Source organism: Marinobacter sp. RI1 (genome assembly GCF_041155085.1).
Taxonomy (GTDB): Bacteria; Pseudomonadota; Gammaproteobacteria; order Pseudomonadales; family Oleiphilaceae; genus Marinobacter; species Marinobacter nauticus.
The window spans coordinates 2899245-2920824 of record NZ_AP031605.1; the positions used below are offsets into that span (position 1 = coordinate 2899245).

Genomic DNA, 21580 nt, shown 5'->3' on the forward strand with positions numbered 1-21580 from the left:
TAGCGAGGTGAAACCGTGTCACAGAAGGGTCATCAGTAGTTCATATACTGGCACCCGTTTTCATTGACCGCCGGCACTGTCGACTCTTCGACCATACCGGCGAACCCGGAATAAGGACACCCACATATGCTCAGGCGCACGAAAATTGTCGCCACGCTCGGCCCCGCCACAGACACACCGGAGTCACTTGCCGCCATCATCAAGGCTGGCGTTGACGTGACTCGCCTGAATTTTTCCCATGGCAGCGCCGAAGAGCACATGGCCCGGGCCCGCCAGGTTCGTGAAGCCGCTGCAGCACAGAGCCGCTTTGTTGCCCTTCTCGCCGACCTTCAGGGCCCCAAGCTGCGCATCGCGCGATTCACCGATAACAAGGTCTTTCTGGAAGCCGGGCAAACCTTCGTTCTCGACGCCAGCATGGACAAGAACGCCGGCACAGCAGAGCGGGTGGGCATCGACTACGAGCAACTGATTGAAGACGTTACCCCCGGCGACATTCTGGTGCTCGACGACGGCCGCATCGAAATGGAAGTGATGTCGGTAGACGAGCACAGCATTACCTCCAAGGTACTTATTGGCGGCCCATTATCCAACAACAAGGGCCTGAACAAACGAGGCGGAGGACTGTCTGCCGAAGCTCTGACGGAGAAAGACAAGCAGGACATTGTTACCGCCGCCAAACTTGGCGCGGATTATGTCGCCGTCTCATTCGTGCGCACCGCCGAAGATATGCACATCGCACGCAGACTGCTGAGCGAAGCCGGCTCGGAAGCAGGCCTGGTCGCCAAAATTGAGCGGGCGGAGCTGGCACACGACGACCAGGCTCTGGATGAGGTCATCCTCGCCTCAGACGCCGTCATGGTCGCTCGGGGCGACCTGGCGGTTGAGATTGGCGATGCCGAACTGGTAGCGGTTCAAAAGCACATCATCGCCCGCGCCCGGGTACTGAACCGGGCAGTAATCACCGCGACCCAGATGATGGAATCGATGATCACCAACCCGATGCCCACCCGGGCCGAGGTGTCCGACGTCGCGAATGCCGTAATGGACTACACCGACGCGGTCATGCTGTCGGCCGAAACCGCAGTAGGTGACTATCCGAAAGAAGCGGTAGAGGCCATGGTCCGCATCTGCTTGGGGGCCGAACGGCATCCCTCCATGCACCAGTCCAAACACCGGATTCACGAGAGCATGGAGCGGGTCGACGAAGCCATCGCTTTGTCTGCCATGTACGCCGCCAACCACCTACAGGGTGTGCGTGCCATCATCTGCATGACTGAGACAGGCGCTACCCCCAGACTGATGTCACGCATCAAGTCCAGCCTGCCGATCTTTGCCCTGTCGCGCCATCACTCCACCCAGCACCGGGTGGTTCTTTTCCGCGGCGTGCAGACCATACCCTTCGATTCGGCCCGGATTGCCAATGAGCAGACCAATGCTGAGGCCGTGGAACAACTGCGCAGACGCGGCGTAGTCGGCGAAGGTGATCTGGTGGTGATTACCAAGGGGGATTACGTCAACGCTCAGGGCGGCACCAACACTATGAAAATCGTGCGCGTTGGCAGCGATATCCGCTAGCCGCCGAGCAGCGCCTGACACAGCCTTCGGCCAGACACACAAAACCCACCACGACGGTGGGTTTTGTGTTTACCGGTTTAAAGGTCGCCCAGACTTCCCCTGGCAATTTCCGACACTGCCGGCCAGTCTTTACCGGCAATGGCCTCTGCCGGCGTGAGCCAGGACCCACCAACAGCACAGACATTCGGTAACGCCAGATAATCTCTGGCTGTCTGGCGGCTAATGCCACCAGTCGGACAAAAGACGACATCGGGAAATGGCCCGCTGAAGGCCTTAAGCGCAGGGATACCCCCTGCCACTTCCGCCGGGAAAAACTTGAACTCCCGATAGCCCAACGCATACCCCATCATCAGCTCGGACACCGTCGAAACCCCTGGTAACAGCGGTGCCTCGGAGGTAACACCGAACTCCAGAATGGCCTCAGTAACCCCGGGGGTAATCACAAACTGCGCACCAGCAGACTCCACCTGTCGATACTGGGCAATACTGGTAACCGTTCCTGCACCAACCCAGGCTTCGGGAATGGCTTTTCTGACCTTTTCAATGGCACGCACTCCATGCTCTGTGCGCAAGGTGATTTCAAGCACCCGAATACCTCCATCTACCAGCGCACGGCACAGCGGGATGGCATCGTCCGGGTCTTTGATCGCAATCACAGGCACCAGAGGTGAGGCTGCCAGAACGGCCTGCACCCGCTCGCGATGATAGTCCGACAATTGATTCATGATGATCTCCTAAAGCAGTTAGCGGCGGTGACCAGACAAGCAACGCGCCGTCACGGGCTCCAGAACACTTCCAGGCCGGGTTTCAGGAAGGCCCGCACCGGCATGGCAAATACATCATCCAGAGCCGAACACGCCCTTCTGAGTGTATCCAGCTTGTCCTCCCCTTTCAGGTGCAGCGCGGTAAAGCGCGCTTGCGCCAGTACCGCCCGGGTCAGCGTCACCCTGGGCTGAGGCTGGGATTCGGGTGTCATCGCCGCTACTAGGCCAGTATTGAACTTATCCATGGCTTCAGGCAGCTCAGGCGCATCCGGAAACAGCGAAGCGGTATGACCGTCATTGCCCATTCCCAGTATCACCACATCCACCGGCAGAACCAGCACCGAAAGCGCCTGCCGAACTGCCTCCAATCCTTGATCCGGGATTTCCCCCGGCTGCTTCAGTGCCAGGTAACGGGCTTTCGCAGCCCTGCCCACTAACAGATTGTTTCTGACCAGGGTTGTGTTACTGGCAGGGTCGCCCTCCGGCACCCAGCGCTCGTCCGCCAGCACAACATCCACTCTGGACCAGTCCAGATCCGCGTCGGACAACGCCTTGAAGAAGGGTAAAGGCGTAGAGCCTCCGGACACCACCAGGCTGGCCCTGGGCGCCTGTTCAAGACGACTGGCGAGCACATCGGCGACGGTCGAGGCCAAGGCCCGGGCCACGCCCCCGGCATTATCGTCGGCGTGGAACCCGACCCCCTCTGGCAAGCGAATGTCAGGCATCCTCATACCAGCTCCTCCCATCCCGTGTGATCATGGCAATGGAGGCAACCGGGCCCCAGGTGCCGGCGGCATATCGCTTGGGCGGTTCGCCACTGTCTCGCCAGTTCGCGATAATCTCGTCGACCCAGCGCCAAGCGTATTCCACCTCATCTCTGCGAACAAAAAGGTATTGATTACCTTTCATCACCTCCCACAGCAGACGCTCATAGGCATCCGGAATGCGTTCCGCTTCAAAGGTTTCGGAGAAGGTCAGCTCCAACGGTCCCTGCCGCAATCGCATCCCCTTATCCAGACCCTGATCCTTGGTCAGGATTTTCAGGGCCATTCCCTCATCCGGCTGCAACCGGATAATCAGTTTGTTGTTGGCCAAATGCTTCTGGTCCGGGTCAAAAATGTAGTGAGGCGCGGGCTTGAAATGGATGATGATCTGGGAAAGCTTCTCCGGTAGTCGCTTGCCCGTGCGGATGTAAAATGGCACACCAGACCAGCGCCAGTTGTCGATCTCAGCCTTCAGGGCCACGAAGGTTTCGGTGGCACTGCCCTTGTTGGCATCTTCCTCCTCCAGATAACCCGGAACCGGCTTGCCATTGCTGGTGCCTGCAGTGTACTGACCACGCACGACGTACCGATCCATCATGTCCGGGGTAATCCGCTTCAGCGCCTTGAGTACCTTTACCTTCTCGTCCCGGATACTGTCCGCTGACAGGTCAGCAGGCGGATCCATCGCAATCAGGCACAGCAACTGCAGCAGGTGATTCTGAATCATGTCGCGAATCTGACCGGCCTGGTCAAAATAGCCCCAGCGCCCTTCTATACCGACGCTCTCCGCGACGGTAATTTCAACGTGAGAGATATGATTCTGGTCCCACTGGGAGGCAAACAGGTTGTTGGCGAATCGCAGGGCAATCAGGTTCTGCACGGTCTCCTTACCCAGATAGTGATCAATCCGGAACAACTGGTTTTCGTGGTAGACCTCTCCAAGCTCATCGTTGATGACCCGGGACGACTCAAGGTCGTGGCCAATAGGCTTTTCCACCACCACCCGGGTTTTCTCATTACAACAACTGGTCGCTTTCATATTGCGGGCAATCACGCCATACATCGAAGGCGGCGTGGCCATATAGACGATGAGTTCGTTGTTGGGTTCATCCCGCCACTCACGCAGAGCCCCATAGCCCTCAGGATCTGTGAAATCCAGCAACAGGTAATCCACCCGCTGCAGAAATGCATTCGCAACACCAGCATCAAACTCACGGTCTTTCACATGATAGCGAAGCTTTTCAAACAGTTGCTCCCGGACGTCCGCTGTTGTTGCCTTCGTGCGCGCAATCGCCAGAATGCGACTGCCCTGCGCGAGCAAGCCCGCGCGCTCCAGCTGATACAGCGCAGGGAAGAGTTTACGCTGAGCCAGGTCACCCAAGGCGCCAAAAAGCATCAGGTCACACGGGGCATTCGCGTTCTTTACCATGAGTCGCGCCCTCCATGATTTGCCGCTCCACTTCATTCACATTAACAGGAAGTAGTAGTTTTAGAAAAAAAACAGTCAAACTGCTGACTCCCAGCCCTCAGAAAACCACGTTATGACACGTTGACTACCGCAAACACACCAATAAAACGGTATACTCCCGAGTTCTTAGATGATTCGGCCCCCAAGAGATCAACGGAGCATCCATTCATGACAACCAGTCACGCGCACCGGGAAGAGAATCTGCTGGAAGATATTCAGGAACGCCTGGATAATCTGAACAAGTCCGAGCGCAAAGTGGCAGAAGCGATTCTTAAGGACCCCAGCGCTGCAACGCGGTACAGCATTGCAGCCCTGGCCCGGGCGGCCAATGTCAGCGAACCTACTGTAAACCGATTCTGTCGGAGTTTTTCATCGACGGGCTTCCCGGACTTCAAGATCCGATTAGCACAGAGCATTGCGACAGGAACACCCTATGTCGGCCAGAATATAGAGCCCGACGACACCGTGGCTGAATTCGCTGACAAAATCATGCTCAGCACCATTGCCAACCTGGATAAGTCTCGCCAGTCACTCGATCACAAAGCGCTAGCTTCGGCCATCGACTATCTTATCCAGGCAAAACAGATCCACTTTTTTGGCATGGGCGGCTCAGCGTCGGTCGCACTCGATGCCCAGCACAAGTTTTTTCGATTCAACATTCCCGTAACCTCATACGACGACGCTCTCATGCAAAGAATGGTGGCGGCAGGGGCGCAGGTCGGAGATGTGATCGTAATGATCTCATACACCGGCCGAACCAAGGAAAGCGTTGATATCGCCAGAGTGGCGCGAGAGAACGGCGCAACGGTTATTGGTATAACAAACCCGGAATCCCCTCTTGCGGAGTTCTGTACGGTGGTGGTTGGCGTCACAACCCCGGAAGACACAGAAGTGTACATGCCCATGTCTTCCAGAATTATTCATTTGACGGTCATCGACATCCTCGCAACCGGTGTAACGCTGAAACGTGGATCGGATTTTCTGGGCCATCTCAAGAAAATCAAGGAAAGCCTGAAAGCTACCCGATATCCGAAAGAATGAACCGCTCACAAAAAAGCCCCCGAAAGGGGGCTTTTTTGTGAGGTCTATAGCAAATCAGTTCCGCTCAACTTCAGCTGTGTTGCGAAGGTACTGCTGGTAGGCCGTATATTCACGCTGCCCCTCCAGCTGCGCCAGGAAACGCATCAGCTGTTGGTATTCCGCACCTTCCTGATCAACCTCACCTTCGTTGACACCGGTCAGCACAATGACAGCAGCCTGATCGGCCGTAACGGAGCGGCCAACGCTTGGCGAGTCACCATCCGGGCGGGCCATAGAAAACACTTCCTGCACCACGCGCGGGCTCAGGCCAGACACACTCCGGCCCTGATCTTCAAACTGCTGCCATTCACCGGCACCAAGTTCGTCAGCACTGGTACCGGATTCAAGCTGAGCCACGAGCTCATCAACACGGGCTGCCAGCGCATCCCGGGTTTCGGTTCTCTCCAGAATCCGACGAATCTCCGGCTCCACATCGGCCAACTCCAATTGGCGCGGTTCGTGATACTCGCGCACCCGGGCAACGACCGAGACGTTATCACCCACGTCGATCAACTCGGTATTGTAGCCACCCTCAAGTACATCTTCAGAGAACAGTTGACGTACCAGACCCGCATGATCAAAGGGTGCTGCACCGCCATCCCTGCTGACACCTTCGACCACCCGAATTTCCAGACCCAGCTCTTTGGCCGGGCCGGCAAGATCGTCGGCGGCATAGGCCGCATCAGCCAGTTGCGAGCGAACTTCCGCAAAACGCTCACTGGCCTTGGTTCTGGCCAATTCGAGTCGCAGATCTTCACGCAACTCGTCAAAGGCAGGCACATCGGAGCGGCGCACCTCTTCCAGCTTGATCAGATGAAGACCAAAGCTGGTCTCAACCGGGCCAGAAACTTCGCCTTCTTCCAGCCCAAACAGAGCGTCTTCAAAGGCTTCATCGTAGACACCACGGCCGGCAAAACCGAGATCACCACCCTCCTGCGCAGACACGGTATCGACTGAGTATTCCTCGGCCAGGACGGCAAACGACTCACCCTCTTCAAGGCGCTGCTGGATGGTTGCGAGAGTCGCCTGCCCTTCATCACCAGCCTCTACAAGAATGTGAGAGGCACGGCGCTCTTCCCGTGCGTATTCTTCAGCACGCTCTTCGTAATAGGTCCGCAATTCATCTTCGGCGACCTCGATGGACTCCGCCAACGCTCCCTGGGACAAGGTAATGTAGGCAGCATCCACCTGCTCTGGCTGACGAAACTGGTTACGGTTCTCGTCGTAGTACGCCTGTACGTCCGCCTCGGTCACATCCACCTGGTTCTGAACACTACTGCCATCGAGAGTCAGCACGCGGAAGTCACGGGTCTGGTTCTGAATGGCCAGCAAATGGGCTGCATTCTCAGGTGCCACGACACCGGTCTGGGCGATCGCCGCGCGAATCTGGTTTACCACATAGTTCTTGCGCATGCTTTCGCGGAACTCGGCAACGCCCATGCCCAAATTGCGCACTGTGGCTACAAACCGATCACGATTGAACTGGCCATCCACCTGGAACTGGGGCATCTGGGTAATCAGGGAATCGATGTCGGCATCGGTCAGCTCCAGCCCCTGGCTCTGAGCATCCTGAGTGAGCACGGCCTCCCGGATCAACGCATCCAGCACGTCGCGGCGAATCTGATCCTCGTCCAACAGGGATTGATCCGGATTCTCCATCTGCATCAGGCGCTGCTGACTTTCCATCTGTACGGTACGCAGAAACTCCCGCTCGGTGATGTCCTGGCCGTTAACCGTTGCCACTTTTGGCTCGCCAGTGAAGCCGCCAATGATGGCATCCATTCCCCAGATCGAGAGGGAAATAATCAATAGGCCAACGATAACCTTGGCGATCGTACTCTGGGCGTTATCCCGAATATCTTGAAGCATGTTGTTCTCGAATCCCTGTTCAAGGTTCTGCTGTTGGTAGTGGTGAGGCGAAAGCTGAGTGAGCCACCGTTAACACGCAAAAAGGCGCACCCTTACCGGAATGCGCCTTGAATTCTGATGGCAGCTCCCGAAACCGGGAACTGCCAGAGAAAGAACCGTTACTTAACGGCGTCTTTCAGGGCCTTGCCTGCCTTGAATCCAGGCACTTTAGAGGCCGGAATCTTGATTTCTGCACCAGTCTGCGGGTTGCGACCAGTACGGGCAGCACGCTCTTTCACAGAGAAGGTGCCAAAGCCGATCAGGGTAACCTGGTCGCCTTTCTTCAGTGCACCGGTGATTGAGTTGGTCATGGCATCCAGCGCACGGCCAGCTGCGGCTTTGGAGATGTCTGCGGACTCTGCAATTGCATCGATCAGTTCGGACTTGTTCACACTAAACCCCTTCGATTTCAGGTTGAAGATGTTATAGGTCGGTTTGTTTTTTCGCGGACGTTCTCGACTATCGCATAAGCGATGGGAGAATTCCATTCTTCAGTTTTTTTATTCCTTGCGGCATTAAACCGGTGTTCGGAATAGGCACTTACTGCGCGGGAGCCCTTGGTATTGGCTGCTTCACGGCGAAACAGTTATACCAACGGGCTCTCAGGCGTGTCAACAACTCATCCGGTGTTTAATGTGTATTTATGCGCTCTGCAGCGTCGCCGGAATCATCAGAAGTGGCCGATTTGCCGGTTTCCTTGTCAGCATTTTCAGCCCGGGGATCCGGCTGGTAAGCCAGCGCAATATCCAGAACCTCATCAATCCACTTGACCGGACGAATCTCCAGCGATTCCTTGATGTTGGCCGGTATCTCTTTGAGATCCCTGACATTTTCATCCGGGATAATGACAGTCTTGATGCCGCCGCGATGGGCTGCCAGCAGCTTTTCCTTCAAGCCGCCGATCGCCAGAACGCGACCTCGCAAGGTGATTTCACCGGTCATCGCCACATCCGCCCGAACGGGAATTCGGGTCAGTGCAGAAACCAGTGCTGTACACATGCCAATACCGGCACTCGGGCCATCTTTCGGGGTTGCCCCCTCTGGTACGTGCACGTGAAGATCGTGTTTTTCGTGGAAATCATCCGCCACACCCAGGCCGGCCGCCCTGCTCCGGACCACTGTAAGTGCCGTCTGAATGGATTCCTGCATAACGTCACCCAGCGAGCCGGTTTTAACGACACGACCCTTACCTGGCGTCAAAGCGCACTCGATGGTCAACAGCTCGCCCCCGACCTGGGTCCATGCCAGACCGGTCACCTGTCCGATCTGGTTGGTTTCTTCTGCCAGTCCGTATTTGAACTTTTTGACGCCTGAGTAATCCTCCAGAAGATCCGGCGTCAGGGTCACCGAGGCCTTGGTGCTGCTCTCTACGTGCTCACGCACCACCTTACGGCAGATCTTGGCGATTTCGCGCTCAAGACCCCGTACACCGGCTTCCCGAGTGTAGTAGCGGATCAGGTCCCGAATGGTCTCTTCCGGCAGTTTCAGTTCGTCCTTGCGCAGACCATTGGCCTTGAGCTGCTTGGGCAGAAGGTAACGCAACGCAATATTGACCTTCTCATCTTCGGTGTATCCGGGAATCCGGATGATCTCCATGCGGTCCAGCAGTGCCGGTGGAATATCCATGGAGTTGGAGGTACACACGAACATCACATCAGAGAGGTCGTAATCGACCTCCAGGTAGTGGTCATTGAACGTATGGTTCTGTTCCGGGTCCAGCACCTCAAGCAGAGCCGAGGCCGGATCGCCACGATGGTCCATGCCCATCTTGTCGATTTCGTCGAACAGGAAAAGCGGGTTCTTCACACCCACCTTGGAAAGCTTCTGCAACAACTTGCCCGGCAGCGCGCCGATGTAAGTCTTGCGGTGTCCCCGTATCTCGGCTTCGTCACGCACACCACCCAGCGCCATGCGGGTGTATTTGCGATTGGTGGCCTTGGCGATGGACTGCCCAAGTGAGGTCTTGCCAACCCCGGGAGGCCCTACCAGGCAAAGCACAGGCCCTTTCACCTTCTTGACCCGACTCTGAACCGCCAGATACTCCAGAATACGCTTCTTCACCTCGTCCAGGCCGTAGTGATCCCGGTCCAGGATTTCGCGGGCCTTTTCAAGGTCGTGACGAACCCGACTGCGCTTCTTCCAGGGGACCGCCAGCATCCAGTCAATGTAGCCGCGCACCACGGTAGCTTCCGCGGACATTGGCGACATCATCTTGAGCTTGTTCAGCTCTGTTTCGGTTTTCTTCCGGGCCTCTTCCGGCAGACCGGCTTCCTCAAGCTTCTGCTCGAGTTCCTCGAAATCGTTGTTACCCTCGCCGAGCTGGCCCATTTCCTTCTGGATCGCTTTCATCTGCTCGTTCAGGTAATACTCACGCTGGCTGCGCTCCATCTGCTTTTTCACACGGCCACGGATGCGCTTCTCCACTTCGATCAGATCAATCTCACCGTCCAGCTTGCCCAGCAGAAGATCAACCCGCTTACGAACGTCCAGAGCTTCCAGCAACTCCTGTTTCTCGGGGATCCGCATCTCCAGATGCGCGGCCATGGTATCGACCAGACGCTCAATCTCGTGGATGCCGGTCAAGGCATTGGAAACCTCAGATGGCACCTTTTTGGACAGCTTCACGTACTTCTCGAATTCGTCCATCAGGGTCTTGGTGAGGACGTCTTCCTCGCGCTCCGGCAAGGATTCCTCATCCATCAGAATGGCCTGGCCGGACAGGTAATCGCCTTCCTCGATGTCAGAAATGCTGGCTCGGGAATTACCCTCTACCAGAACCTTGACGGTGCCATCCGGCAGCCTAAGCATCTGCAGCACGGTCGCCAGGGTGCCCATGGCAAACACATCCTTCGGGCCCGGCTCGTCGGTGGAGGCATCTTTCTGGGCTACCAGCAGGATTTCCTTGCTGCCCTCCATTGCCGCTTCCAGCGCCTGAATGGATTTTTCGCGGCCCACAAACAGCGGAACCACCATGTGCGGGAACACCACCACATCACGCAAAGGAAGCAGCGGGTATTCGTGCACAGTTTCATCAGGTATACGGGTCATGGGGAATCCTCTGACAGTATTTCTTTCAGCATATCACCCAACATTGGGGCGCTGACAAAAATTGCAATCTTTTTACGATGGGAAATATCAGGGAGCAAACGATAAGGGCCTGAGATGAAAAAGGGGCGTTGAACGCCCCTTTTATATCACCCAGTATTCTACGCCCTGTGCCCGTTCAGTCTTCGGGCACCGCCTTGGCGTGATCGCTGCTGGCGTAGATCTTGAAGGGCTCTGAATCCCCCTTGATCACACTCTCATCGATCACCACCTTGGAGACATCATGCTCAGAGGGAATCTGATACATGGTATCCAGCAGGGTCGCTTCCATTATCGACCGCAGACCACGGGCACCGGTCTTGCGCTCCATGGCTTTTCTGGCCACTGCTCGCAGGGCGTCTTCCCGGAAGTCCAGCTCCACCCCTTCCATATCAAACAGCTTCTGATACTGCTTGGTCAGGGCGTTCTTGGGCTCGGTCAGAATCTGCACCAGTGCTTCTTCATCCAGTTCGGTCAACGTGGCCACCACAGGCAGACGGCCGACGAATTCCGGAATCAGGCCAAACTTCACCAGATCCTCGGTCTCGACTTCGCGAATGATATCGCCAGTGCTCTTGCTGTCGTCCTGGCTCTTGACTGTAGCCGAGAAGCCAATGGAACTGCGCTCAGAGCGTTCCTGGATAACCTTGTCGAGGCCGGCGAAGGCACCGCCACAGATAAACAGGATGTTACCGGTATCCACCTGCAGGAATTCCTGCTGGGGGTGTTTACGCCCACCCTGAGGAGGAACCGAAGCGACAGTACCCTCGATCAGCTTCAGCAAAGCCTGCTGAACACCCTCACCCGATACATCCCGGGTAATGGACGGGTTATCGGACTTGCGGGAAATCTTGTCGATCTCGTCGATGTAGACAATACCGCGCTGGGCCTTTTCGACATCGTAGTCGCACTTCTGCAGCAGTTTCTGGATGATGTTTTCAACATCTTCACCCACATAGCCTGCTTCGGTCAGCGTGGTCGCATCCGCGATGGTAAACGGAACATTCAGCATGCGCGCAAGGGTTTCCGCCAACAGGGTCTTACCGCTACCGGTGGGACCGATCAGCAGAATGTTGCTTTTGCCCAGCTCGACATCACTCTTGCCCTCGCCGTAGCGAAGGCGCTTGTAGTGGTTATACACCGCTACAGACAGAACGACCTTGGCGCGATCCTGGCCAATAACATATTCATTCAGAGTCTCACGGATCTCTGCCGGCGTGGGCAGGCGGTCGCTGGCCTCCTCCGGGGCGTTCTCCTGAATCTCTTCCCGGATAATGTCATTGCACAGATCAACGCACTCGTCGCAGATGAACACCGAGGGCCCTGCAATGAGCTTACGGACTTCATGCTGGCTCTTTCCACAAAACGAGCAGTAGAGCAACTTGCCGTTATCGTCGCCTCTGCCGTTTCTTTCATCTGCCATTGAAATACCTCTGTTCTTCGTTGGCCGGTGTCATCAGTGTGTACGCCGGCCGGTAGTGATGCGATGACTTTCAGTATTATTTATTCGATACGCGCTTATCAAGTATTGTATCGATCAACCCGTACTCTTTGGCCTGGGCAGGATCCATGAAATTATCACGGTCGGTATCCCGGGCGATGGTCTCGATGTCCTGACCCGTGTGCTCCGCAAGCAGCTCGTTGAGCGTGTTGCGGATTTTCAGGATCTCACGGGTATGGATCTCGATGTCCGTCGCCTGCCCCTGATAGCCGCCCAGCGGCTGATGAATCATTACACGGGAGTGTGGCAGGCAGGCACGCTTGCCCTTCGCGCCACCCGACAACAGGAAAGCACCCATGCTGGCTGCCTGACCGATGCAAAGCGTTGCTACGTCCGGCTTCACGAACTGCATGGTGTCGTAAATGGACATGCCGGCGGAAACGGAGCCACCCGGACTGTTGATATAAAGATGGATATCCTTGTCCGGATTTTCGGATTCCAGGAACAGCAACTGGGCAACCACGAGGTTTGCCATGTGATCTTCAACCGGGCCAACCAGAAAGATCACCCGCTCCTTGAGCAGACGGGAATAAATGTCGAACGAACGTTCGCCGCGTGCCGTCTGTTCAATAACAATCGGCACCAGGCCTGAGCTGGTTATCATTGTAGGGCCATCAAACGGTTTCTGCGTCATGTGCGCCTGAACTCCTTATGGACAATGGTTTGGACTCCTGCTTCAACGGGAGCCCGTTGTATTCCGGTACCCCATATACTCTGCCAGCAGATCGCCCAGATGAAAACAGCCGGACACGCCGGCTGCTTCCAGAACACGGCACCGGGCCAGAGCCCGGCGGCCATCAGCGCTGGGGCTGACCGGCCTGCACCGCTTCCTCGTACTTCATCTTCTTCTCTTTTACCTTGGCCGCGCCAAGCACAAAATCAACCACGGCATCTTCCAGCACAGAAGACTCAACCTGAGCCTTCTGATCCGGATTGCTGTTGAAGTGTGCAACAACCTCGTCCGGCTGTTCATACGTAGAAGCGATCTCCTGGATCTTTTCTTCCACTTTCGCTTCGTCAGCCTTCAGGTCATTTTTCTTGACCACTTCCTGGAACAGCAGACCCGTCTTCACGCGACGCTTCGCCTGCTCTTCGAAGATTTCCTTTGGCAATTGCTGGAAATCCACCTGCCCGCCAAAGCGCTGAACGGCGTCCTGACGCAGGCGATCAATTTCCTGGTCAACGAGAGCCGCAGGTACTTCCAGCTCGGTAGTCTCCAGCAGACCATCTACAACGTCGCTCTTGACCTTGTTGGATACTGCCTGCTTGAGCTCGCGCTCCATGTTCTTCTTCACTTCCTCGCGGAAAGCGACTTCGTCTTCAGCTTCGATGCCGAAACGCTTGAAGAATTCTTGATCCAGCTCCGGCAGCTGCGGCTCTTCTACCTTGTGGATAGTGATCGCGAACTTGGCATCTTTACCCGCCAGGTCTTCGTTATGGTAGTCCTCAGGGAAAGTGACATCGATTTCCAGCTCTTCACCGGCTTTACCACCCACAATGCCCTTTTCAAAGCCAGGGATCATCTGACCTGAACCCAGGGTCAGACGATGACCTTCAGCGGAGCCACCTTCGAATTCTTCACCGTCGATGGAGCCCTTGAAGTCGATAGTCACGATGTCCTTGTTCTTGGACTTGCGCTTGACTTCTTTCATGGTGGCCTGCTGGCGACGCAGATTATCGATCATGTTGTCGATATCCTTGTCGGCAACTTCAGACACCGGCTTCTCAACGTTGATCTTGCTCAGATCGCCCAGCTCAATTTCCGGCAGAACCTCAAAAGTCGCAACGAACTCGAGGTCCTTGCCTTCTTCCATGGTCTTCGGCTCCAACTTGGGCCAGCCAGCCGGATTGATATCCTGCTCCTGCAGCGCCTTGATGTAGTTGTCGCGCATAGCCTCGCCAACCACTTCCTGGCGGATGCTGTCACCAAAACGACGCTTGACCACGCTCATGGGAACCTTGCCAGGGCGGAAACCGTTCAGGCGCACGGTGCGAGCAGTTTCCTGCAGGCGTTTCTGAACCGCCTGGTCGATTTCCTGGGCGGGCACACCAATCGTCATGCGACGCTCGATGTTGGAGGTCGTTTCAACAGACACTTGCATGGAAGTTCCTCAAATTACAGATTCTGTAGGTGAATGAAAATTAAACCAAAATCCCGGCAGGAGCAGCTCACCCCAAAGGGACGCAAAATTAAAAGCCGGTAGTTTATCACGGTTTGCCCCGCCGAGAGAATCACCCGGCCACCCTGAATATGGGTTTGAGACGCGCCTGACAACGCGGCACGGGAACACAATGGGGACAAATCAGAAAAAAGAAAGGGTGGTGCGAGAGGAGAGACTCGAACTCTCACGGTATTACCCGCTGGAACCTAAATCCAGTGCGTCTACCAATTCCGCCACTCTCGCATATCCGGCGCAGCTCTGAACCATAACAGGGAATCAGGGTGCTCGGAAACAAACAAGGGGAAAAGTGGGGTGGACGAAGGGGTTCGAACCCTCGACCGCAGGAGTCACAATCCTGAGCTCTACCAACTGAGCTACGTCCACCACATCAGGGAGGTGCCTGCCGGCACACTACTGCTTACTTCAACTTTGCTGGTTCGGCGAGTCCGGTACCAATCTGCGATTAACGAGATGGCGCGCCCGGCAGGACTCGAACCTGCGACCATCCGCTTAGAAGGCGGATGCTCTATCCAGCTGAGCTACGGGCGCTTGACCGTTCGCCCACCTGAATATCCAGAAAGTGGTCGGGGTAGAGAGATTCGAACTCCCGACATCCTGCTCCCAAAGCAGGCGCGCTACCAGACTGCGCTATACCCCGTTAACTGAACAACAAGTGCCTCAGCAAAGTTGGCGCGCATATTACCGGCGCCGATCGCGTCCGTCAACACGGAATTGAAAATTCCTTGCCGAGACAGTCCTATAAGTGACCAACTGTAACCGCTGGAGTTCCCGACCACCCCCTCTACATTGGCGTTAACCCTGAAGCATGAGACAATGCCCGGCCTTCACTTTCTTACGCCCAAACCGACAAGACGGAAACATGAGCGCCAAACTGATTAACGGAAAAGAAATTGCTGCACAGGTCCGGCAACAGGTGGCCGCCGGGGTCGAAGCCAGAAAACAGAAGGGCCTGAGAGCGCCCGGGCTGGCCGTGGTACTGGTCGGTCACGATCCGGCCTCCCAGGTATACGTTGGCAACAAACGCAAGGCCTGCGAGCAGGCAGGCATCCTGTCGCTGTCCTATGATTTACCGGAAGATACCTCCCAGGCGGCACTGGAAGCGCTGGTTGACGAGCTGAACGAGAACCCCGCCGTTGACGGCATACTGGTTCAACTTCCCCTGCCCTCGCACCTGGATGCTGATCCGATTCTGGTAAAGATACGGCCCGACAAGGACGTAGATGGCTTTCACCCCTACAACATCGGCCGCCTGATGCAGCGCAAGCCTACCCTGCGGCCCTGCACACCGGCAGGCGTCATCACCCTGCTGGACTCCATTGGCACCCCCTACAAAGGCCAGCACGCAGTTATTGTCGGGGCCTCCAACATTGTCGGTCGCCCCATGAGCATGGAACTGCTGCTAAAAGGAGCCACGACAACGGTATGCCATCGATTTACCGACAATCTCGAGAAATTTGTCGGGGAAGCAGACATCCTGGTGGCCGCAGTGGGCAAACCGGGCATCATCAAGGGCGAGTGGGTCAAACCGGGCGCCACCGTCATTGATGTGGGCATTAACCGGATGGATGACGGCAAACTCTGTGGCGATGTCGATTTTGACGCTGCAGCAGAGCGTGCGGCTTACATCACCCCGGTACCGGGCGGCGTCGGCCCCATGACCATTGCCACCCTGCTGGAAAACACCCTTTACGCTGCCAACGTGCTGCACGCCGACACCTGACGCGCCATCCCGCGAATTCTTCGTCAGCGGGGGCAACCCCAATAAAAAACCCCGCCGAAGCGGGGTTTTTTATGGACGGGCGTTTTACTGCCCGTATTTGGCCTTGGCCTTCTGACGGTATGCGTGCAGCAGCGGCTCTGTGTAGCCGGCCGGCTGTTCGCGCCCCTTCAGAACCAGATCCACAGCGGCCTGGAAGGCAATGCTGTCGTCAAAGTTCGGAGCCATGTTGCGATACGCCGCATCACCAGCGTTCTGCTTATCAACAACCGCAGCCATGCGCTTCATGGTTTCCATGATCTGCTCTTCAGAGCAGATGCCGTGGTACAGCCAGTTGGTCAGCAGCTGCGAAGAAATACGCAGTGTCGCACGGTCTTCCATCAGGCCCACATCGTTGATGTCAGGCACCTTGGAGCAGCCCACACCCTGGTCGATCCAACGTACAACGTAGCCAAGGATACCCTGGGCGTTGTTGTCCAGTTCCTGCTGAATGTCCTCGGCGCTCAAGGACGACGGATCCTCCATCACCGGCACAGTCAGGATGTCGTCCAGAGACGCGCGCTGACGGTTAGCCAGCTCTTTCTGCACATCAAACACGTTCACCTGGTGGTAGTGAGTGGCATGCAAGGTAGCGGCTGTCGGAGACGGAACCCAGGCGGTGTTGGCACCAGCCTTCGGATGACCGATCTTGGCCTCCAGCATGCCTGCCATCAGATCCGGCATGGCCCACATACCCTTACCAATCTGGGCAACGCCAGACAGACCGGCTTCCAGGCCGATGTCAACGTTCCACTGCTCGTAAGCGTTGATCCAGGCAGCCTGCTTCATCGGCCCCTTACGGATGAAGGGACCCAACTCCATGGATGTATGAATCTCATCACCGGTGCGATCCAGGAAGCCGGTATTGATAAACACGGTGCGCTCTTTGGCAGCGTGGATGCAGGCCTTCAGGTTCACGGTGGTGCGACGCTCTTCGTCCATGATGCCCACTTTCAGGGTGAAGCGCGGCAGACCAAGAGCGTCTTCAACACGACCGAAGAATTCATTGGTGAACGCCACTTCTTCCGGGCCGTGCTGCTTGGGCTTAACAATGTACACAGAACCCTTGGTGCTGTTCTGGAATTTGCCGTCGCCCTTCAGGTCGTGGATGGCGATCAGGGATGTTACCAGGCCGTCCATCAGACCCTCGGGGATTTCGCTACCATCCTTCAGCAGAATGGCCGGGTTAGTCATCAGGTGGCCAACGTTACGAACGAACAGCAGGCTGCGGCCCTTGAGGGTCAGCTCGCTGCCATCGGCGCCAGTGTAGGTGCGGTCGCCATTCATGCGACGAGTCATCATCTGGCCGCCCTTCTCGAAGGACTCTTCCAGATCGCCCTTCATCAGGCCAAGCCAATTCTTGTAGGCGACAACCTTGTCATCAGCATCTACCGCGGCAACTGAGTCTTCGCAGTCCATGATGGTGGTCAGGGCCGATTCCATCAGAACGTCTTTAACGTGGGCACCGTCATCCTTGCCGATCGGATGGCTGGCATCAATCTGGATTTCGAAATGCATGCCATTCTTCACCAGCAAAACGCCAGTGGGGGCATCGGCAGCGCCGGTGTAACCCACAAAACCGGACTCGTCTTTCAGACCGGTCACGTCACCGTTCTGAAGTTTAACCGCCAGCTTGCCGCCGTCGATATAGTATTTTGCGGCGTCTTTATGGCTACCGGAAGCCAGAGGCGCAGAGCCATCCAGCAGGTTGCGGGCCCACTCAATCACCTTGGCGCCACGAACCGGGTTGTAGCCACGGCCCTTCTCAGCACCGTTTTCCTCAGAAATAGCGTCGGTACCGTACAGGGCATCGTACAGGCTACCCCAGCGAGCGTTAGCCGCGTTCAGGGCGAAACGGGCATTCATGACCGGCACAACCAGCTGCGGGCCGGCCATGGTGGCGATTTCCGGATCCACATTGGAGGTGGAGATTTTGAAATCCGCCGGCTCATCTACCAGGTAGCCGATGTCTTTCAGAAACGCCTTGTACTCGGCCATGTCCAGTTTCTGGCCCTTGTGCTCGCGGTTCCAGGTATCCATTTTTTCCTGGATTTCGTCACGCTTGAGCAGCAGCTCGCGATTGCGCGGAGCGAGCTCGTTCACGATCTTGTCGAACTCGGCCCAGAACTTGTCAGCTTCAATACCGGTGCCCGGAATCGCTTCGTTATTTACAAAATCGTACAGATTCTTGGCGATCTGGATGCCGCCAACTTGAACGCGTTCTGTCATCGTTGCTTGCCTCAATGGGTTTGTAGTTCCCGACTCCCCTGATGGCGCCGATAGCGCGGGGACGTTCTGATTAGAGCGCCGCATTGTACGTGAAATTCCCTACAAGGTCATTCCCACCGGCACAATGCGACATTGCGCGAATCAACTCAGTCCTGGCTCCGGCGCCAGGTGGTTCCTTCACGGCTGTCATCCAGGATAATGCCCTTCTCCAGCAGATCATCGCGAATGCGATCGGCCTCCGCAAAGTCTTTGGCTTTACGGGCATCGGCACGGGCCTGAATCATGGCCTCGATGTCCTCGGCGGTCAGCTCACTGCCGGTATCCGCCTGGAAGAAGGCTTCCGGGTTCTGCTGCAGCAGACCGAGCACAGCACCCAGCCGCACCAGAACGGCCGCGCTGCGCTTGGCGGCTTCTTCATCACCTTCCCGGCGGTAATGATTGATGTCATTCGCCACTGCATGCAGCACGGCAATGGCGCCAGCAGTATTGAAATCATCATCCATTACCTCGGCAAAACGACGGTCGTGGTCCGTTTCCGCTACATCCGCTTCTTTCGCCGGCACGATACCCCGCAGGGCATGATAGAGCTTGGTCAAGGTTCGCCCGGCCTCCGCCAGGTTATCCTCGGAATAGTCCACCTGGCTCCGGTAGTGGCTGGACACCAGGAAATAGCGAACCACTTCCGCCGGGTACTTTTCCAGAATCTCGCGAATGGTAAAAAAGTTGCCCAGCGACTTGGACATCTTTTCCTTGTTCACTCGAATGGCGCCGGCGTGCATCCAGGTGTGCACAAAGGTGTGGCCGGTGGCACATTCCGACTGGGCGATTTCGTTTTCATGGTGCGGGAACAGCAGATCCGGCCCGCCACCGTGAATATCAAAGGTGTCACCCAGGCACTTGGTAGACATGGCGGAGCACTCAATATGCCACCCGGGGCGACCTTCGCCCCACGGCGACTGCCAGCTCACCTCGCCCGGTTTGGCGGCCTTCCAGAGCGCAAAGTCCGCGGGGCTGCGCTTGGCCTCCTGGACATCCACTCGAGCACCGGCCACCAGATCTTCCAGCTTTTTCTTGCTCAGTTTGCCGTAATCCGGGAATGACTCCACAGCAAAGTACACGTCGCCATTATCGGCAGCATATGCGTGGCCGCCAGCGATCAGCTTCTGGATCATGGCAATGATGTCGTCGATAAAGGCAGTCGCCCGGGGCTCCTCATTGGGTGACAGCACGCCGAGCTTTGCCTCATCCTCGTGCATGGCCCGGATCATCCGGTCGGTCAGGTCGGTATACACCTCACCGTTTTCATCAGCCCGGCGCAGGATCTTGTCGTCGATATCGGTAATGTTGCGCACGTAGTGTACGTCGTACCCGCGATGCCGCAGATACCGAGTCACCACGTCAAACGCCACCAGCACCCGGGCATGCCCCAGATGGCAATAGTCGTAGACAGTCATGCCGCACACGTACATACGAACCTTGCCAGGCTCCAGGGTTTTGAACGCTTCCTTTTGCTGTGTCAGCGTATTGTAGATACGCATTACTTGCCTCCCTTACCCCAGGAATCCCGCAGCGTTACGGTACGATTGAACACCGGCTTGCCAGACTTTTCAGTCAGTTCCTGGTCGCAGAAAAAGTATCCCTCGCGCTCGAACTGGTACGGCAGATCGGTACGGGGCTGAGCCAGACTTTTCTCAACGCGGGCACCTTTGAGAACGACCAGAGATTCCGGGTTCAGATGATCCAGAAAATCGCCTTCCTTGTCGCTGTCCGGAGATTCGTGGTTGAACAGGCGGTCGTAAAGATTGATATCCGTCTCCACGCTGTCGCTGGCCGACACCCAGTGAATCACGCCATTGGGTTTGTAGCCCTCCGGGTTCACGCCCAGGGTATTCGGATCGTATTCGCACTTGAGCTCGACAATCTCGCCGCTGCCGTCACGCACAACCTCTTTGCAGGTCATCACGTAACCACCGCGCAGCCGCACCGCCTGGTCCGGGGCCAGCCGCTTCCACTTACGCGGCGGCTCTACCTCGAAATCTTCCCGGTCAATAAACAGGGTCTGACTCCAGGTCACTTCCCGCTCGCCCATATCCGGATTCTGCGGATGCACTGGCAGAGTGAGGGTTTCCGTCTGGTCAGCCGGATAGTTGGTCAGGGTGACCTTGAGCGGACGCATCACGCACATGGCGCGGGGCGCACGGTTATTCAGATCTTCTCGGATAGCGTGCTCCAGCATACCGACATCCACGGTGCCACCGGCCTTGTTCACGCCGATCATGTCGCAGAAGTTGCGAATGGACTCCGGTGTGTAACCACGACGGCGCATGCCGGAAATCGTCGGCATCCGGGGATCGTTCCAGCCGTCCACCACGTTTTCATCCACCAGCCGCTTCAGTTTGCGCTTGCTGGTAATGGTGTAGTTCAGATTCAGCCGGGCAAATTCGATCTGGCGCGGATGACAGGGGATGGTGATATTGTCCAGCACCCAGTCGTACAGCGGCCGGTGATCCTCGAATTCCAGGGTACACAGAGAATGGGTAATCCCTTCCAGAGCATCGGAGATCGGATGGGTAAAGTCATACATCGGATAGATGCACCACTTGCTGCCGGTCTGGTGATGATCCGCGTAGCGAATCCGGTACAGAATCGGGTCCCGCAGGTTGATATTCGGGGATGCCATATCAATCTTGGCCCGCAACACCAGCTCACCGTTCTGGAACTTGCCGTCGCGCATGTCCCGGAACAGCTGCAGGCTTTCCTCTACCGGGCGATCCCGGTATGGACTGTTCTTGCCGGGCTCTTTCAGGGAACCCCGGTACTCGGCCATCTGTTCAGCGTTAAGAGCACAGACATAAGCCTTATCGTTCTGAATAAGCTCTTCGGCAAAGGCATAGAGCTGATCAAAGTAATCCGACGCGTAACACACCTCGCCGGCCCACTCATAGCCCAGCCACTCCACGTCCTGCTTGATAGCGTCGATATACTCCTGGTTTTCCTTTTCCGGGTTGGTGTCGTCAAAGCGCAGGTTGCACTCACCGTTAAAGGTTTCGGCAATGCCAAAGTTCAAACAGATGGATTTGGCATGGCCAATGTGCAGATAGCCATTGGGCTCCGGGGGAAAACGGGTGACCACCTTGCCGGTGTGCTCCCCTTTGGCAATGGCGTCTTCAATAAGGCTCTGGATAAAGTTGTGGGCTTTCTTCGACTCGGCGCTCATACAATCTCTGTTAACAGGGAATGAATCATGGGAGCTGTCCGGATGCTCCGT

Annotated in this window: 15 protein-coding genes and 4 tRNA genes; 3 read left to right on the forward strand and 16 right to left on the reverse strand. The window is 56.5% G+C overall.

The features are described from left to right. Window positions 1–126: 126 nt before the first annotated feature. A complete protein-coding gene (gene pyk / locus ACAM27_RS13090; RefSeq protein ID WP_183578936.1) occupies window positions 127–1575 on the forward strand; it encodes a pyruvate kinase in 1449 nt (482 codons plus the stop codon). Window positions 1576–1652: 77 nt separating this feature from the next. On the opposite strand, the gene ACAM27_RS13095 is transcribed toward pyk, so the two are convergent. From ACAM27_RS13095 to zwf, 3 genes are read right to left on the reverse strand one after another with little or no spacing between them, the layout of a single operon-like run. Then, window positions 1653–2300 carry a bifunctional 4-hydroxy-2-oxoglutarate aldolase/2-dehydro-3-deoxy-phosphogluconate aldolase gene (locus ACAM27_RS13095; RefSeq protein ID WP_121206787.1) on the reverse strand — a complete coding sequence of 216 codons (648 nt, stop codon included), beginning with the start codon at window positions 2298–2300 and terminating at the stop codon, window positions 1653–1655. 50 nt (window positions 2301–2350) lie between these two features. Next, window positions 2351–3064, reverse strand: coding sequence for a 6-phosphogluconolactonase (gene pgl, locus ACAM27_RS13100; RefSeq protein WP_222197397.1), 714 nt, complete (start codon window positions 3062–3064; stop codon window positions 2351–2353). Further along, window positions 3057–4532 carry a glucose-6-phosphate dehydrogenase gene (zwf, locus tag ACAM27_RS13105; protein ID WP_222197396.1) on the reverse strand — a complete coding sequence of 492 codons (1476 nt, stop codon included), beginning with the start codon at window positions 4530–4532 and terminating at the stop codon, window positions 3057–3059. The genes pgl and zwf overlap by 8 nt, the downstream gene beginning before the upstream one ends. 207 nt (window positions 4533–4739) lie before the next feature. On the opposite strand from zwf, the gene ACAM27_RS13110 reads away from it, so the two are divergent. Next, complete coding sequence (locus ACAM27_RS13110; RefSeq protein WP_369612110.1) at window positions 4740–5612, forward strand: MurR/RpiR family transcriptional regulator; 873 nt, start codon at window positions 4740–4742, stop codon at window positions 5610–5612. Between the two features lie 54 nt (window positions 5613–5666). Here the strand turns inward: ACAM27_RS13110 and ACAM27_RS13115 are convergent, their stop codons facing one another. From ACAM27_RS13115 to ACAM27_RS13160, 10 genes are all read right to left on the reverse strand, one after another. Beyond that, window positions 5667–7520, reverse strand: a complete 1854-nt coding sequence (locus ACAM27_RS13115; RefSeq protein WP_222197395.1) for a SurA N-terminal domain-containing protein — start codon at window positions 7518–7520, stop codon at window positions 5667–5669. A gap of 158 nt (window positions 7521–7678) precedes the next feature. Next, window positions 7679–7951, reverse strand: coding sequence for an HU family DNA-binding protein (locus ACAM27_RS13120; protein ID WP_008174603.1), 273 nt, complete (start codon window positions 7949–7951; stop codon window positions 7679–7681). A gap of 238 nt (window positions 7952–8189) precedes the next feature. Next, complete coding sequence (lon, locus tag ACAM27_RS13125; RefSeq protein WP_222197394.1) at window positions 8190–10607, reverse strand: endopeptidase La; 2418 nt, start codon at window positions 10605–10607, stop codon at window positions 8190–8192. A 175-nt stretch (window positions 10608–10782) separates the two neighbouring features. Further along, window positions 10783–12066 carry an ATP-dependent Clp protease ATP-binding subunit ClpX gene (gene clpX, locus ACAM27_RS13130; RefSeq protein ID WP_011785317.1) on the reverse strand — a complete coding sequence of 428 codons (1284 nt, stop codon included), beginning with the start codon at window positions 12064–12066 and terminating at the stop codon, window positions 10783–10785. Window positions 12067–12142: 76 nt separating this feature from the next. Further along, window positions 12143–12778, reverse strand: a complete 636-nt coding sequence (clpP, locus tag ACAM27_RS13135) for an ATP-dependent Clp endopeptidase proteolytic subunit ClpP (protein ID WP_011785318.1) — start codon at window positions 12776–12778, stop codon at window positions 12143–12145. A gap of 163 nt (window positions 12779–12941) precedes the next feature. Next, window positions 12942–14246 carry a trigger factor gene (tig, locus tag ACAM27_RS13140; protein WP_222533822.1) on the reverse strand — a complete coding sequence of 435 codons (1305 nt, stop codon included), beginning with the start codon at window positions 14244–14246 and terminating at the stop codon, window positions 12942–12944. Window positions 14247–14464: 218 nt separating this feature from the next. Then, window positions 14465–14549: transfer RNA gene (locus tag ACAM27_RS13145), tRNA-Leu, on the reverse strand. A 65-nt stretch (window positions 14550–14614) separates the two neighbouring features. Then, window positions 14615–14690 (reverse strand) — tRNA-His (locus ACAM27_RS13150). Between the two features lie 88 nt (window positions 14691–14778). Then, window positions 14779–14855, reverse strand: a tRNA-Arg gene (locus ACAM27_RS13155). A 32-nt stretch (window positions 14856–14887) separates the two neighbouring features. After that, window positions 14888–14964, reverse strand: a tRNA-Pro gene (locus ACAM27_RS13160). 222 nt (window positions 14965–15186) lie between these two features. Here ACAM27_RS13160 and folD point away from each other — a divergent pair. Further along, window positions 15187–16047, forward strand: a complete 861-nt coding sequence (folD, locus tag ACAM27_RS13165; protein WP_014421154.1) for a bifunctional methylenetetrahydrofolate dehydrogenase/methenyltetrahydrofolate cyclohydrolase FolD — start codon at window positions 15187–15189, stop codon at window positions 16045–16047. A gap of 84 nt (window positions 16048–16131) precedes the next feature. Here folD and ACAM27_RS13170 read toward each other — a convergent pair whose 3' ends face one another. From ACAM27_RS13170 to ACAM27_RS13180, 3 genes are all read right to left on the reverse strand, one after another. Further along, complete coding sequence (locus tag ACAM27_RS13170) at window positions 16132–18312, reverse strand: malate synthase G (protein ID WP_011785321.1); 2181 nt, start codon at window positions 18310–18312, stop codon at window positions 16132–16134. Window positions 18313–18458: 146 nt separating this feature from the next. Further along, window positions 18459–19850, reverse strand: a complete 1392-nt coding sequence (gene cysS / locus ACAM27_RS13175) for a cysteine--tRNA ligase (protein WP_011785322.1) — start codon at window positions 19848–19850, stop codon at window positions 18459–18461. After that, window positions 19850–21529 (reverse strand): glutamine--tRNA ligase/YqeY domain fusion protein, encoded by a 1680-nt coding sequence (locus ACAM27_RS13180; protein ID WP_011785323.1) that lies wholly within the window; start codon window positions 21527–21529, stop codon window positions 19850–19852. Before ACAM27_RS13180 ends, cysS begins: the two co-directional genes overlap by 1 nt. Window positions 21530–21580: the final 51 nt, after the last annotated feature.